This window comes from Flavobacterium sp. (assembly GCF_039930565.1).
GTDB lineage: Bacteria > Bacteroidota > Bacteroidia > Flavobacteriales > Flavobacteriaceae > Flavobacterium.
The window spans coordinates 1-15,393 of the sequence record NZ_JBDTTP010000023.1 but is presented as its reverse complement, the minus strand read 5'-3'; the positions used below and the strand labels follow the sequence as shown (position 1 = coordinate 15,393).

At 32.4% G+C, this 15,393-nt stretch carries 17 protein-coding genes; 5 read left to right on the top strand and 12 right to left on the bottom strand.

Translation table 11 applies throughout. The features are described 5' to 3' along the window. Window positions 1-20: 20 nt before the first annotated feature. The 4 genes from ABI657_RS07990 to ABI657_RS07975 form a co-directional block, all read right to left on the bottom strand. Window positions 21-722: a hypothetical protein gene (locus ABI657_RS07990; protein WP_348096720.1), complete on the bottom strand. Its 702-nt coding sequence runs from the start codon at window positions 720-722 to the stop codon at window positions 21-23. Continuing rightward, window positions 709-1,269, bottom strand: coding sequence for an RNA polymerase sigma factor (locus ABI657_RS07985; RefSeq protein WP_348096719.1), 561 nt, complete (start codon window positions 1,267-1,269; stop codon window positions 709-711). The genes ABI657_RS07990 and ABI657_RS07985 overlap by 14 nt, the downstream gene beginning before the upstream one ends. A gap of 187 nt (window positions 1,270-1,456) precedes the next feature. Then, on the bottom strand, window positions 1,457-2,434 hold the full coding sequence (locus ABI657_RS07980) for a polyprenyl synthetase family protein (RefSeq protein WP_348096718.1): 978 nt from the start codon (window positions 2,432-2,434) through the stop codon (window positions 1,457-1,459). Window positions 2,435-2,878: 444 nt separating this feature from the next. Further along, window positions 2,879-4,363 carry a hypothetical protein gene (locus ABI657_RS07975; RefSeq protein WP_348096717.1) on the bottom strand — a complete coding sequence of 495 codons (1,485 nt, stop codon included), beginning with the start codon at window positions 4,361-4,363 and terminating at the stop codon, window positions 2,879-2,881. Window positions 4,364-4,434: 71 nt separating this feature from the next. Between ABI657_RS07975 and ABI657_RS07970 the strand changes: the two genes are divergently transcribed. Beyond that, complete coding sequence (locus tag ABI657_RS07970; RefSeq protein ID WP_348096716.1) at window positions 4,435-5,166, top strand: hypothetical protein; 732 nt, start codon at window positions 4,435-4,437, stop codon at window positions 5,164-5,166. 26 nt (window positions 5,167-5,192) lie between these two features. Here ABI657_RS07970 and rlmN read toward each other — a convergent pair whose 3' ends face one another. After that, window positions 5,193-6,236 carry a 23S rRNA (adenine(2503)-C(2))-methyltransferase RlmN gene (rlmN, locus tag ABI657_RS07965; RefSeq protein WP_348096715.1) on the bottom strand — a complete coding sequence of 348 codons (1,044 nt, stop codon included), beginning with the start codon at window positions 6,234-6,236 and terminating at the stop codon, window positions 5,193-5,195. A 212-nt stretch (window positions 6,237-6,448) separates the two neighbouring features. On the opposite strand from rlmN, the gene ABI657_RS07960 reads away from it, so the two are divergent. The 3 genes from ABI657_RS07960 to ABI657_RS07950 all read left to right on the top strand — a co-directional run bounded on the left by ABI657_RS07960 (window position 6,449) and on the right by ABI657_RS07950 (window position 8,281). Beyond that, window positions 6,449-6,802 carry a hypothetical protein gene (locus tag ABI657_RS07960; RefSeq protein ID WP_348096714.1) on the top strand — a complete coding sequence of 118 codons (354 nt, stop codon included), beginning with the start codon at window positions 6,449-6,451 and terminating at the stop codon, window positions 6,800-6,802. Between the two features lie 112 nt (window positions 6,803-6,914). After that, entirely contained in the window at window positions 6,915-7,556 is a 642-nt protein-coding gene (locus ABI657_RS07955) for an O-methyltransferase (RefSeq protein WP_348096713.1), read from the top strand. Between the two features lie 14 nt (window positions 7,557-7,570). Continuing rightward, the gene (locus ABI657_RS07950) at window positions 7,571-8,281 is read left to right on the top strand and encodes a phytanoyl-CoA dioxygenase family protein (protein WP_348096712.1); all 711 of its coding nucleotides are present in this window, start codon (window positions 7,571-7,573) and stop codon (window positions 8,279-8,281) included. A gap of 112 nt (window positions 8,282-8,393) precedes the next feature. On the opposite strand, the gene ABI657_RS07945 is transcribed toward ABI657_RS07950, so the two are convergent. The 7 genes from ABI657_RS07945 to ABI657_RS07915 all read right to left on the bottom strand — a co-directional run bounded on the left by ABI657_RS07945 (window position 8,394) and on the right by ABI657_RS07915 (window position 14,430). Then, window positions 8,394-8,957: a phosphatase PAP2 family protein gene (locus ABI657_RS07945; protein WP_348096711.1), complete on the bottom strand. Its 564-nt coding sequence runs from the start codon at window positions 8,955-8,957 to the stop codon at window positions 8,394-8,396. 1 nt (window position 8,958) lies between these two features. Next, complete coding sequence (locus tag ABI657_RS07940; RefSeq protein ID WP_348096710.1) at window positions 8,959-9,303, bottom strand: twin-arginine translocase TatA/TatE family subunit; 345 nt, start codon at window positions 9,301-9,303, stop codon at window positions 8,959-8,961. A 102-nt stretch (window positions 9,304-9,405) separates the two neighbouring features. Further along, window positions 9,406-11,649, bottom strand: a complete 2,244-nt coding sequence (locus ABI657_RS07935; protein ID WP_348096709.1) for a M1 family metallopeptidase — start codon at window positions 11,647-11,649, stop codon at window positions 9,406-9,408. Window positions 11,650-11,714: 65 nt separating this feature from the next. After that, on the bottom strand, window positions 11,715-12,221 hold the full coding sequence (locus ABI657_RS07930) for a DUF6702 family protein (RefSeq protein WP_348096708.1): 507 nt from the start codon (window positions 12,219-12,221) through the stop codon (window positions 11,715-11,717). Next, window positions 12,218-12,973 (bottom strand): hypothetical protein, encoded by a 756-nt coding sequence (locus ABI657_RS07925; protein WP_348096707.1) that lies wholly within the window; start codon window positions 12,971-12,973, stop codon window positions 12,218-12,220. Before ABI657_RS07925 ends, ABI657_RS07930 begins: the two co-directional genes overlap by 4 nt. Further along, window positions 12,963-13,688, bottom strand: coding sequence for a carboxypeptidase-like regulatory domain-containing protein (locus tag ABI657_RS07920; protein WP_348096706.1), 726 nt, complete (start codon window positions 13,686-13,688; stop codon window positions 12,963-12,965). Before ABI657_RS07920 ends, ABI657_RS07925 begins: the two co-directional genes overlap by 11 nt. Beyond that, on the bottom strand, window positions 13,675-14,430 hold the full coding sequence (locus ABI657_RS07915) for a hypothetical protein (RefSeq protein ID WP_348096705.1): 756 nt from the start codon (window positions 14,428-14,430) through the stop codon (window positions 13,675-13,677). The genes ABI657_RS07920 and ABI657_RS07915 overlap by 14 nt, the downstream gene beginning before the upstream one ends. A gap of 159 nt (window positions 14,431-14,589) precedes the next feature. Between ABI657_RS07915 and pepE the strand changes: the two genes are divergently transcribed. Beyond that, entirely contained in the window at window positions 14,590-15,297 is a 708-nt protein-coding gene (gene pepE, locus ABI657_RS07910; protein ID WP_348096704.1) for a dipeptidase PepE, read from the top strand. Window positions 15,298-15,393 lie beyond the last annotated feature (96 nt).

Sequence of the window (15,393 nt, the reverse complement as noted above, 5' to 3'; positions counted from 1 at the left end):
ATGATTGATTGATGAAATTATTATTGATTATTACGATTCGCAAGTGCTACTTTTACTGTTTGATAATTTTTATTGACTTTTGAAATTACTTTTTCCCTAAAAGAAAGTTCAAGTTCGCCATCGACCTGATTAAGCAAATCATCAGCATTGATTTTTACTTTTGATTTTGGTTTAACAGAATTTTCTGCGATAACTGTTTTCTCTGAAGTATCCGGCAATTGATTGATACTTTCTTTTTTAGGAATTTCTGCAGCAACAGTCTCCTTATTGATTAATTGATTTCCTTGATTGTTTTTGATGATGATTGAAGACTCCGCTATTTGATTCGATTCATTTTTAAGCATTTTATTTGGTTTTTGATTATTATTTGATTCTTTATTTGAAAGTGTAGTTGTATTTTTTTCTGATGTTACAATTCCGGTTTTAACTGGATCAACAGTATTCAATTCTGGTATCACTGAATCTTTTTTGATATTTTCTTCTATAACAACTGAATCTTTCTGAAATTCAACTGTTTTCTTCTGATTAAAGAAAAATGTACCAACTAATAAGAATCCAACGATACTTGCTGCGATGTAAAGCCATTTTCTGTTCTTTTTTGGTTTTTTATTTTCAGCAACACTTAACATAGCATCTAATCTATCCCATGCTTTATCGCTTGGTTCAATTTTACGTTGGTTTAGTTTTTCACGGAAATCCTTTTCAAAATTATTCGGTTCCATTATCTTGTTTTTTTAAAATAGTAATTTGTGTTTGCAGCATTTTTCTGGCGTGTGATAACTGCGATTTCGATGTCCCTTCATTAATCCCTAACATCTTGGCAATTTCATTGTGTTTATATCCTTCGATAGCATATAAATTGAAAACCATTTTATAACCGTCCGGCAAGGCATCAATTAAAAACTGAATCTGTTCGACTGTAAACTGACTGTCGATTTCATTGAAACTTTCTTCCGTGTAGATTTCGTCTTCTGTGAATTTTACTTTTTTCTGAACTCTTAAATACGAAATACATTCGTTAACCATTATTCGGCGGATCCAGCCTTCAAAACTTCCTTTATTTTCGAATTTGCTTAAGTTGACAAACACTTTCATAAAGGCTGTTATCATAACATCTTCTGCTAATTGAATGTCCTTTATATATTGTCGGCAAACACTTAACATTTTTGAAGAAAACCGACTGTAAATCTGCTGTTGTGCCTGTCGATTATTTTCGACAGCCAACTTTATGATTGTAGTTTCTTCTTGATGTAACTGAATAATTTTCATTAATAAGCGTTCAGGTTTGTTTTACTAACAGACTTCTATTAGCATAGACGATTGAAGTTGCAAAATGGTTGCATGGGGATGGAAAAATTTAATGATTAAAAGATTTAAAAATTAAATTTAAAGCATAAATAACTGAATATCAGAATAATTATATAATTGGAAAATTTCTAATTATCTATTTAAAAAATTATTTTTTTCTCTCAATTACGTAGTTGACCATCAAGATAAGAGCCTCTTTGAATTCAGAATCGGGATAATTGACTAATAAGGAAAGTGCTTCCTGCTGAAACTCGACCATTTTGTTTTCGGCGTAAGCCAGACCATTATTGTTTTTTACAAAAGCAATAACTTCCTTCACTCTTTTTTTGTCTTTGTTGTGATTTTTAATGGAGTTGATCAGCCACTTTTTTTCCTGTGGAGTACAAGTATTCAGAACATGAATTAAAGGCAAAGTCATTTTTTGTTCTTTAATGTCGATTCCGGTTGGTTTACCAATTGCTTCTTCGCTGTAATCGAATAAATCATCCTTAATTTGAAAAGCCATTCCGATGAGTTCACCAAATTTACGCATATTCTCAACCTGAATATCATCTTCAATTACTGATTTTGCACCAAGCGCGCAACAGGCTGCAATGAGTGTAGCGGTCTTTTTTCGAATGATCTCATAATAAACATCTTCGGTAATATCGAGCCTTCTGGCTTTTTCTATCTGCAGTAATTCACCTTCGCTCATTTCGCGAACAGCAACAGAAATGATTCTGAGCAAATCGAAATCACCATGATCTATGGAAAGCAATAATCCTTTAGAAAGTAAATAATCACCAACCAATACAGCAATTTTATTTTTCCAAAGTGCGTTTATGGAGAAAAATCCACGACGGCGATTACTGTCATCAACCACATCATCGTGCACCAGAGTTGCGGTATGAATAAGCTCAATTACACATGCACCCCGATACGTTCTTTCGTTTACAATACCTCCTGAAACCATTTTAGCGGTTAAAAAAACAAACATCGGACGCATTTGTTTTCCTTTTCGATTTACGATGTAGTAAGTAATACGATTAAGTAAAGCAACCTTTGAAGTCATTGATTCATAGAACTTTTTTTCAAAAAGTTCCATTTCGCTAAAAATAGGCTGTTTTATTTGAGAAGTAATATTCATTTCGATTTCAAATATACTATTTTAAATAAAAAACGGCGCCAATTTTATGTTAGTATGTGAATATTTTTTAGCTACTTATATCCCAAAGTATTTAAAAACCTAATTTGAATTTATTGATTAAAAGTGAAATCCTTTGTTTTAAAAAGAAATCTGTCCAAACAAAAATGGATACATGCATTGATAAAGAGTGTAATACATTCGCAATGTTACAAAAGATGGTGTAACAGGATATAGATTTGAGGAAAAGTAGCTTTTTTTACCCAAAAAAGCATTAAAAACAGGTATGATTGCTATTTTTAATGCTTTTTAATTTCTTTAAAATAAATTATGCTTACTTTATTTGATAATGCTACTGTAGCATTATTGTTTTCAAACAATATTAAATGATAACATTAATACTGAAAACACAGCATAAAAAAGTTTTTCTATAGAGTAGATTCCTTGTTATTTCCCGATTTTCAATAAACCAATTTGATCATCAGCATTCAATAAAATTTCTCCAGAACTAATTTCTTTACTTTGTAAAATCCTTGGCTTAATTTCACTCTCTTTATAATCGTAAATTATTTCTTTATTTGGTTTTCCTTCTGAATCAATTGTTAACAAAAACAGAGCGTTTTTAGAATCTGATGAAAAAATTGTTTTGGTACTTCTTTTAGTTTTCTTATCTGTTTCTGCAGTAAGATTGGATGTTAAATCTTCATAAACGATATAGGTATTATCATTTTTAAAAGTCGTAATCAGCGATGGATTTCCAGCATTTTTTTGATACTTAGGAACCCTGGTTATTGATGTAACTGCTATTTTATCATCAGTTTGAATACAGGCAATATCACAATAATAATATAAATAAGAATATGAACTGCCATATTGGCTATAATGGTAAACGACTACTAATTTATATTGCTCCGCCACTATTGAAAAACCTCCATCTTTCTTTTGATAAATTTTTCTTATTTTATAAGGCACAAAATCTTCGCTCTTTTTAACTTCTTCAGGATACAAGCCTTCAACTTTGATCATCTTTGATTCGCTAAGCTTTAAAGTATTACAATCTAAAACTGCATAAAACATCTCATCAGATAGTAATTTTTTCTTTCCTCCTTTTAAATTTGTTAAAAAACCAGTACAAAAGAAAGTATTATTTTTTCCTGCAATCATATCAATATACGATATGTCATTTTCAGCATAATCAAAATCAAATTCCTTTATCGTTTTATTTTTAGCAAATACTACCAGTTTATAATAATATTCACTATGAGATTTTTCTTTTTCGTTTTTTTCTTTTATTATTTTGGCAAGAACATATACATTCCCAATGTTATCTACCCTTATATCTTCTGTTTCATAATTTTTTGATTTAATAGGCAGAGAAACAGACCCTTCATTAATAACATCTGAAATTGCTGAATTATAAACTTTATATATTAAAATATTAGGGTCCTTTTTTTTGCCAACATTTTCATGATAAATTAAAACTTTTGTAGAATCAGGAGAAATACTTCTTAATCCAAAATTTGCAGCTCTGTCATCATCACTTACTTCATCAATAACCTTTAGTTCATTGGAAGTTTTTAAATTAAAGTCACTAAAACCAGCATATAAAAATGTTTTATCCTCTTTTCTTTTTTCCTCTTTTATAAAATGTAAAACACTATTATTCAAAAAATATGCCCCTTGGTATTCGTATTTTTTAAAATCAAGATTAAAACCTATATTTTTCTCATTTTTAAGTTTTAAATTTTCATCATAGGTTCTTCCAATCAATTCATCATTCTTATTAATATGGGTTGTATAAAAGAGCCCCTTTTTTCCTCCTAATATATTTACAGAACCTTTGGTTGATATTTTTTCTGCCCACTTTAGTGTAATTTCCTGAGCGTAAATACCTTGCAGACTTAAAAATAAAATAATTGCTAATTTTCTCATGTAATGTTTATATTTTTTTACTTATTTACGGCAAATATATATATATTCGCAGAAAATTAACAAAAATTAACATGAAAAAAATTATATTATTAAGTTTGCTGTTTTCTTCAATTGCGCAGTCCCAAACAAATGGCACTACAGAACAAACTTCAAGTAAAATTAAAGTTTATTCCCCATCATCTTCAACTTCTACAACTGCTAATTCTTCGAATTCTTACAAATGGACTGTAAAAACTGATCTTTTTAGTTTTGTTTCAGGAGAGTTCCCCGTTATTGGCGAATATAGAGTTTTAAAAAACATGAGTGTAGAAGCATCTGCAGGTTTAACCTATGGTTTATATGACAACTTTGGTATTTTTGAAGAAGAATATGACGGAGAAGGATCTACTTTTGAGACCAAAGCCTCTATGGGGAATTCTTTTAGAGCAGGTATAAAATTCTATCCTTCGTCTGATTATGATGCAATTGAAGGATGGGCTTTTGGGATACAATTTTTCTCAAGAACTAATAACAGAGAATATTCATCAGATAACTATTCTGAAAATGAATATAATTTCGGAGGAGAAAAAGATTCCAGAAACAAGACCGGATTAGCATTAACTATATCAAAGCAAGTGTTTACAGATTCAAATATTAGTTTTGAATGGATATTAGGAATTGGATTTGCGAAAGTAAAGCATGAATTCTTTACAGAAAATTTCGAAGAATCAGATTCTGAACCAAATTATTTTTTGAAATCAAATACAACTAAAGAAACAATTCCTAATTTCCAATTAGGATGTAGAATTGGTTTTGGAAATTAAAAAAGAGAGGCGAATGCCTCTCTTTTTTATCCTTCCTTATTCGCCAATTGCCCGCATGCGGCATCAATATCTTTTCCGCGGCTGCGACGAACTTTAGCTACTACGCCAATGCTTTCAAGTGCTTTTATGTAAGCCAGAATAGATTCTTCTGAAGCTTGCTGAAACTCACCATCATCAATTGGGTTGTATTCGATTAGATTTACCTTACACGGAACATATTTACAAAATTTGACAAGGGCATCAATTGAAGCTTTATCGTCATTGATTCCTTTCCAAACGACATATTCGTATGAGATTTTGTTTTTTGTTTTTCTGTACCAGTATTCCAGTGATTCTCTTAATTCTGCTAAAGGGAAATTTTTACTGAATGGCATGATTCGGGCACGAATTTCATCGATAGCCGAATGAAGTGAAACCGCCAATTTGAATTTGACATCATCATCAGCCATTTTTTTTATCATTTTTGGAATTCCGGAAGTCGACACCATAATACGTTTAGGCGACATCCCTAATCCTTCCGGCGAAGTAATCATATCAATTGCTTTAATGACATTATTGTAATTCATCAAAGGTTCTCCCATTCCCATAAAAACAATATTCGAAAGCGGATGATTGTGATACAGACGACTTTCTTTATCAATTGCAATCACCTGATCGTAAATTTCTCCCGGTTCGAGATTTCGCATTCTTTTTAAACGAGAAGTTGCACAGAAATTACAATCCAGGCTACAGCCTACCTGACTTGAAACACAGGCAGTCGTTCTGGTGTCGGTAGGTATCAAAACAGATTCGACAACCAGACCATCATGCAAACGGACAGCGTTTTTTACTGTTCCGTCGCTGCTGCGCTGCATAGTATCAACCTTGATATGATTAATCACGAAATTGTCCTCGAGCATTGCCCTTGTAGGTTTTGCTACATTGGTCATATCTTCAAAACTATGTGCTCCTTTGCTCCATAACCATTCATAGACCTGATTCCCGCGAAAAGCTTTGTCATTATTTGCAACAAAAAACTCCCGTAACTGATCTTTTGATAAGGCTCTTATGTCTTTTTTTTCCATTTGCATGGCGCAAAGTTACTAAGTATTTATGGAAACCTTTTCATTCTGAAAAAACTTTATGTTTATCTTTCAAATATCATAAAATTTGGCACGGGTATTGTCTTGCTCTCGACAGAAAAATAATCTTACAAGCAGCGCTTAATTTTAAAAATTGTACTTTTATTTTTTCAGCCTTATAACCTTTATATATTTATCAACATTTAAAAAATTAATTAATCATGAAAAAACAAATTTTAAGCTTAGCGGTTGTAGTATTGTTAGCATTCGCAGTTCAATCGTGCGAGAAGAAAGAGCCAAAACCGGGAGAAGAAGAATTAACACTTGGGAATAAGGTAGACTCATTGACAACAGATATTCAGGAAGTAAAAGACAGCGCAGTTGTTAAGGCAGAAAATGCAGCCGAAAATGCAAAGGCAGCGGGTCAGGAAGCAAAAGAAAAAACTGCAAAAACTATAGATGAAGTAAAGGAAGCTTCCAGAAAAGCTGCAGATAAAGCAGCTGCTGCTGCAAAAGCTGCGAAAGACGGAACTGTGCAAACGGCCAAAGATGTTAACGAGGCACTAAAAAAATAATTCTGTTTGAATTCAATATTAAAACCATTCACGACTGTGGATGGTTTTTTTATGCAATAAAGTACGCAGATATTTTTTGTATTTTTGCATTTCAAATTTAGACAATCACAACATGCATTTTATATCACAGGAATTAGAAGATTATATCGAACAGCATTCTGAAAACGAACCGGAATTATTAGCAAAACTAAACAAGGAAACGTACCAGAAAATACTTTTACCAAGAATGTTAAGCGGGCATTTTCAGGGTCGTGTTTTAAGCATGTTATCTAAATTGATCCGTCCGGTCACGATTTTGGAAATTGGGACTTATACAGGTTATGCTGCTTTGTGTCTTTGTGAAGGGATGCAGGAAAACGGACAGCTCCATACGATTGACATTAAAGAAGAATTGGTTGATTTTCAGCGAAAATATTTTGATGCCTCGCCATGGGGAAAACAGATTTTTCAGCATTTGGGTGAAGCCATTGCTATTATTCCGAATCTTGATGTAAAGTTTGATTTGGTTTTTATTGATGCCGATAAAGAAAACTATCTTAATTACTGGGAAATGATTGTTCCAAAAATGAATAAGGGCGGTATCATTTTATCTGACAATGTTTTATGGAGCGGAAAGATACTGGAACCTGTTCATCCGAATGATGTTAGTACCAAGGTGCTTTTAGAATACAATTTACTTTTGAAAAATGATCCGAGAGTTGAAACTGTTTTATTACCTATTCGTGATGGACTAACGGTTAGCAGGATTCTTTAATTTTAGTTTTTAAAATGATATACGCTGACCAAATAAACACTGAAGGCTTTACCATTATTGACAATGTTTACACCAACGATGAAATTGAAGAATTGATTTTGATAATTGAAAGCGTTACGGAAAGTGAGGTTGAAAATACAACTTTCAGAAAATCACAAGATCTATTTGCCATCAGGCAATTTCACAAAGAAATTCCTCAAAGTATTCCTTTCATTTTCAATCATAAATTAAACGATATTATAGAATTAACTTTTGGAAAAGGGTATTTTATTACGAAATCAATTTATTTTGACAAACCTGAAAAATCAAATTGGTTTGTGGCGTATCATCAGGATTTGACTATTTCTGTTAACAAAAGAATTGACGCCGAAAATTTTGAAAACTGGACGATAAAACAAAATCAGTTTGCTGTTCAGCCTCCAACATCCATTTTGGAAAATAATTTTACCATTAGAATTCATCTTGACAAAACCACAAAAGAGAATGGTGCCTTGAAAGTGATCGACAATTCACACTCAAAAGGAATCGTCAGAGTTGAAAATCTGGAAACAGAAAACGAAACAATTTGTGAAGTGGAAAAAGGCGGTATTATGATTATGAAGCCTTTGTTGTTTCATGCTTCAAACAAAACTACAAACAATGAAAGACGAAGAGTTATTCACATTGAGTTTAGCAACCAGCAGCTTCCTTCTGGATTAGAATGGAGTGAAAAAATGATTTTCTAATATTAAAATTCTTCTGAAAAATGAATTTTTAGCCCGGATGGAAGCGACATCCTTTTTATTTTTTCTTTAAAAATAAAAAGATACAGCGCACAGCCGGAACAGCTCCTGAAAATTATCCCGGAAAATATCGGGGTTTTAGTTTTTGATAAATTTTGAAAGTTACAAATCCGAAAATCGCTCCGAAAAAATAACCGGCAAGAATGTCTCCCGGGTAATGCAATCCTAAATAAATTCGGCTGTAAGCAAAAATTAAAGGCCATAGAAACAAAAAACCGAAATACTTAAAATGGCGGTTTAAAACCAAATACAAAAAGGTGGCAACAGCCATCGTATTGGCAGCATGACCTGAGAAAAAACTATAGGAACTTCGAGCCTGAACTACTCTAATAAAAGTGTTGATTTCAGGATTATTGCAGGGACGCAAACGCTCGAAAGTATGTTTGAAAAAATTAGCTGTCTGATCTGTAAAAGCAATTAAAACTGCTATAAAAAGTATCAAATACAAAAGTTGCTTTCCTCCTACTTTTCTATATATAAGATAAAACATTAATAAAAAAAAGGGAGTCCAGTTTAATTGGTTGGTGATGATTAGCCAAAAACGATCAAATGTTTCAGAACCCAGACTATTTAAACAGACAAACAGATTTACATCTAATTCTTGTATTTTTTCAAGCATATTATCTTTGGCGTTTTACAGGTCCTGATATTGAATCGATATCTTCCTTAATTTTTTCTATTTCTGAAGTATCGCCCAATAAATTGTTGGTTTCTCCTAATATATTGGATCTTGCATCATTAATATGAGCATTGATATTACCTGTTATATCGGTAAAAGATTTGGTGTCGAGACCATTAGCCTCAGCTCCTTTTTGAATTTCGCTTTTAATATCATTGGTTGCATTTTTTAATTGCGCCATTGCTTTACCCATCGTGCGAGCAATCTCAGGAACTTTGTCTGAACCGAAAAGCATTAATACTATAAACAGTATGAAAACTAATTCTCCTCCTCCTATACCAAACATATCTTTTATTTTTGTGTCACAAAGATATTAAATTTTTGTAGGCGTGTGTTTTAAAATTTACTTAAAAAAAAAGACCCTTTTCAGAGTCTTTGGATTTTATGCTTAATCAAATTTTGATTTCTGTTCTGTTTTAGGCCAGGAATTATTGCTTAAATCAATATCAGCTGTCATTAATTTTGGATCTATCTGTATGCTTTTGATTGCTTTTTCAGTAGCATATACTTTTTTAGCAGTAGCATTATTTTTTCTCCAGATTTGCGCAGGATATTGATAATTTTCTTTAGAACCATCTTCATAAGTAATTTCTACTAAAATTGGCATAATCATTCCGCCTGGCTTATTGAATTCTACTTCATAGAAATATTTTGGCGATTTTAGACCCGCTTTTTCTTCGGCTGTAAAAGTTTGATCAACGTAATCAGCTAATGGCTTGAATTCTTCAATTTTCAATGCTTTTTTTCTTGAAGCATTTATTTCAGCGTTATCACCTGCAACCAAATAAACAAATGGCCCTTTTTCATAACCAAAACGTCCTTTTCTAACTTTTACATCTTTTAGATCTGCAGTTGGAGTATCAGAAACATAATATTGTTTTACTTGATTGATACCAATATCTACAAAATCAGTAGAATAAAACCATCCTCTGAAAAACCAGTCTAGATCTACTGCAGAGGCATCTTCCATTGTTCTGAAGAAATCTTCTGGAGTTGGATGTTTGAACTTCCAACGGTTTGCATATGTTTTAAAGGCATAATCAAACAATTCTCTTCCCATTACTACTTCACGCAGAATATTTAGACCTGTAGCCGGTTTTCCGTAAGCATTATTACCAAACTGCAAAATTGTTTCAGAGTTAGACATAATGGGTTCTAAAAATTTTTGATCACCACTCATGTAAGGAACAATATTTTTTGCAGGCCCGCGTCTTGATGGAAAATTTGAATCTAATTCCTGTTCAGCCAAATATTCTAAAAATGAATTTAAACCTTCATCCATCCAGGTCCATTGACGCTCGTCTGAATTTACAATCATTGGGAAAAAAGTATGACCAACCTCGTGAATTACAACACCAATCATTCCGTTTTTAACTTCTTTGCTTGTTACTCCATTTTCATCAGGACGTCCAAAATTCCAACATATCATTGGATATTCCATACCCTGATCTTCTGCTGAAATTGAAACTGCTTTTGGATAAGGATAATCAAAAGTATGAGACGAATAACTTTTTAAAGTATGTGCCACCACCATTGTAGAAGTTTCTCCCCAAAGCGGATTGGCTTCTTTTGGATAAAGAGATTCTGCCATAACAGTTCTGTTTCCCATTTTTACCGCCATTGCATCATAAATGAATTTTCTTGAAGAGGCAATTCCAAAATCGCGTACATTTTTGGCACTGAATCTCCATGTTTTTTTCTTTTCGGAGAAACCTTTTTCTGCCGCTTCTGCTTCAGCCTGTGTTACAATTACCACTGGCTTGTCGAATGATTTTTGTGCCTGTTCGTAACGTTTTACCTGTTCAGACGTAAAAACCTCGCTCCTGTTGGTTAATTCTCCCGTTGCATCAATAATATGATCTGCCGGTACCGTAATATTTACATCAAAATTTCCGAAAGGAAGAGCAAATTCACCGCTTCCCCAGAATTGCATATTCTGCCATCCTTCTACATCATTGTAGACTGCCATTCTTGGGTAGAATTGAGCTATTACATATAATTTATTACCGTCTTTTTCAAAAAATTCATAACCGGATCGACCGCCTTCTTTTTGGTAATTATTGACATTATACCACCATTTTATAGCTAAAGAAATTTTCTCTCCGGGCTTTAAAGGTTTATCCAAATTGATCCGCATCATCGTTTCGTTGATAGTATAAGACATTGAATTTCCTTTGGCATCTTTTACTTGTTCAATATTGAAACCACGTTCCAGATTCTTTTTCAGATATTTACCTGAGAAACCTTCCAAAGCCAAAACCTGATTAATTTTTTCTCCTTCCGCCAGAGTTGATTGTGTATTGGCTTTGGCCTGATTCTGATCTAACTGAATCCATAAATACTCTAAACTATCTGGTGAATTATTCGAATACGTAATTATTTCTGAACCTGTTAATTTTGAATTTTTATCATCCAGTTCAATATCAATTTTATAATCTGCCTGTTGTTGATAATATGCCGGACCCGGGGCTCCCGATGCCGTACGGAACATATTTGGTGTAGCCATCAAATCATACATTTGGCTGAACTTATTGGTATCGTACTTTCCTTGCTGTTTTGGTGCAACAGTAGTATTTTTCTCCTGAGCCATCAAAATAGCAGGAAAAAGTAATAATAATGAAAGTTTTTTCATAAAAGTTATTTGGGAATTTTTAAAGCTGTGAAAATAGTAATTAAATTACTATTTTTACCTATTGATTAATACTTTAACACTTCTTTTCTTGAAGATTCTGTAAAGAGAACACTTCTTTTAGTACCAAATGCTGAAATATGTGTAATATTTTGCTGTTCAGCATTCCAATCTGATAAGACGGAATTTAAAATTTCAAGGGTTTTAAATTTTTCAACAGCCGTAATTCTCGAATAGCAAACCAAAACATCATCGGCTTCGAGTTCTTTGGATAAAAAAGAAATTGGCTTTGGCTGGCCATTTATTTTTATTGTAAAATTTTCAGAAAGGTATTTTTTCAATAATTCAACATCTGCAGAAGTTTCTTTATCCGTTCCGATAAATGCTTTTTTATTATATTTTTTTTCGATTCCTTTGTTCAGATCATCAACAAATATTCTGGAAGTAATTTGAAGCATCTTTTTTTCAGCCGCATAATTAACCTGAAAAATTCCCATGTAAAATTTATGGAATGCAAAGGACGATAATGACAAAAATAATATTCCAAGGAAGAAATAAACTACATATTTTTTCATTTATTTCTCAATTCCACTTTTTTGAAGTCTTTATTTTTATTGATCATAAAATCCATTAATTCAAACTTTTGATCCACCTGTAAGTGCTTTTTAGATTCTGCATCATTAGAACAGTACATTAGAAACAATTCTATTTCATCTTGTTTCAATCCTAATGTCTTTGTATAAAAATCAGGTGTGAAATTATCTTTTGCATATTCTACAAAAGCGATATCGCTTATCTCCTCATCCTTAACCTCTTCATCTTTTCGAAGCAATTTTTTGACATCCTTAAAAATTCGGACAAAATCAGTTCCGTATTTTATTGTCTGATCAGAATACATCACATTATTTTTTGGCGAGGACAGTTTATCATCTTCAAACTGCATATCAACAATGCCCTGTGATCCGCCTTGCAATGATTTCACTTTAAGTTCTTTATGAACCAAAACCTCTTTCAATTCGATATTCAATAAATCTAATGATACAGAAAAAAGTCTTTCTGCACAATCTTTTTCGGTTAAAACTATTTTTTTTGACTGGAAAGCAAAACCGGTAAACAACAATGTATCTTTTGGTCTTGCCATTATATCAAATAGACCGTTTGGACCTATAAAAGTTCTGGTATTGGCATTGATATTCATTACATTACCACTTTCTATGGATAATGATTTATTAACTACCTGACCATGCAAAGGTTTTCTTGAATTAGTTTGTCCAATTACAAATTGGCAAAACAGACATACGATCAATGTTCCAAATTTATCTTTCATTCTCTATAATTTTTAGATATTCCTGAGCCAAACCAGTTATTAAAAACATACTCATTGTTTTGTTCTTACTATTCAAAGATACAGCAAATTCAGCATTATCTACGCAGTAAAGTTGAAATCCTTTCAGATATTCAAGGGGAATTTTTAGTCGTTCTGTATAATATGCCTCGTCAAAAAGATATTCCATTTTTCTAAAAAGCACTTCTTTTTTTTCTACAATGGCTTCTTTTTTTAGCATGGCTGTTCTTCCTGATATACTATTCAGTATTTTATCTACTGAAGTTGATGTTGCTGTATAAATTTTTCTTTCCGCAGGAGTATATTTTTTTTGTCCATGCGGAATGATGCCTAAATTTTCTGCGTTAATATTTGAATTTTCATTTACAATTACTTCTTTCAGCTCTGTTTCTTTCACGGTCATTTTAATTTGAAGCAAATTAGATTTCAAATCTTCCTCACTAATTCGACGTTTTAGCGGATTTAAATTAACGGATGAAAAAACCAAAACATCTCCTTCTTTTACCATAATTGAAAACATACCGTTCACATCTGAAACAGCAGTTATCTGGGTTGTGTTATTAATTATATTTACTCCTTCGACCGTAGTGGACTGCTCTAAAATTTGTCCTTGAATTTCTTTATATACGGCTGGTTGCCCAAAAGTAATTTGAACAAATAGAAAAAATAGGATTTGAAAAGTATTATTTATTTTCACCTGCAATTATTTCTTTATATTTCTCAGCCAGTTCCGCCAATAAAAACTCTACAGTCGTTTTGTTCTTAGCATTTAAAATTGCAGTAAATTTATCGTTTTCAACAGCATAATATTCAAAACCTTTTACATATTCCAAAGGAATTTTTAATCTGTCTACAAAATGGTCGAGTTTAAACATATTCTCTAAAAGCTTCATAAACTGCTCCTTTTTTTCTACTTCAACTTCCTTTTTCAACATAGCTGTCCTTCCGGAAAAAAAGTTCAATAAAGGATCTGCGGAAACAGAACCTCCAGCCATTGTTCCTGCATTAGCGCTTGCATTTAAGGCAGTAGCAGTATGTAATTTTCTTTCTGCAGCAGTATAGGTTTTCTGATTGCCAGGTACAATACCTAAAGAAACAGAATTAATATTGTCATATCTTTTGATAATTACTTCCTGTAATTGGTGCATTACTGGAAATAATTTCACTGAGAAATTCAAATCAGAAAAATTTTCTTCCTTGATTACAATCCTCGTTTCCTTAAACTGTATGGACGAAAAAACAAGTTCATCACCAGTTTTGGCAGCAATCGAAAAACTACCTGACTGATCCGTTATTACCATAACTTCAGTTTGGGTATTTACTACATAAACATCTCCTATATCTCCTGCATTTGAAATTATCTTCCCGTTAATATGCTCCTGACCCATACTAATTTGAGACATCCCTACCAATAAGAAAAACAAAATTTTATTTGACAAATTCAGAAAATTAAAATGATTCAGAAAGTGTAAAAATATCTTAATATCGTCCAAATTTTGTATTAATGCGATGGTAAAAATATGTTAATTAAACTTTTCGCCTTTTATACAGATATGTTGTTATTTAATACCTTTGAAGAAAAAAATAATTTTAATTTTATGAAAAGCATCATAATTGCGAGCACTTCAACTTTACATGGAAGCAGCTATTTAAAATACCTGCTTCCAACACTACAACTCCATTTTAAAAACATCAAAAGTATTTTATTTATTCCATATGCAAGACCAGGCGGTATTTCTCATAATGAATACACCCAAAAAGTCGCTCAAGCTTTTGCCCAAATTAACATTTCAGTAAAAGGAATTGATGAATATGAAAATGCCGAAAAAGCCATACATGATGCCGAAGGAATTTTTACAGGTGGAGGAAACACCTTTTTACTAGTTACTCAATTATACAAACATAATATAATGCAAACGCTTTCTACGGCTGTAAAAAACGGAATTCCTTATTTAGGAACAAGTGCCGGAAGTAATATTTGCGGATTATCGATGCAAACGACCAACGATATGCCTATTGTATATCCACCAAGTTTTCAAACTTTAGGCTTAATTCCGTTTAACCTGAATCCACATTATTTAGATGCAGATGCACAATCTCAACACATGGGAGAAACGCGTGAAATGCGGATAAAAGAGTTTCATGCTTTTAACAACACTCCTGTTTTAGGACTAAGAGAAGGAAGCTGGTTAGAAGTTAAGGGAGAAACAATTACTTTGAAAGGTACTTTATCTGCCCGTTTGTTCCAACAGAACCAAGATCCAAAAGAATTAAACCCTGAAAGTGATTTGAGTAATTTGAAATAAGCATAAAACAAAAAGCCGAAACATTTTTGTTTCGGCTTTTAAAGAGCGAAAGACGAGGCTCGAACTCGCGACAACCAGCTTGGAAGGCTGGAGCTC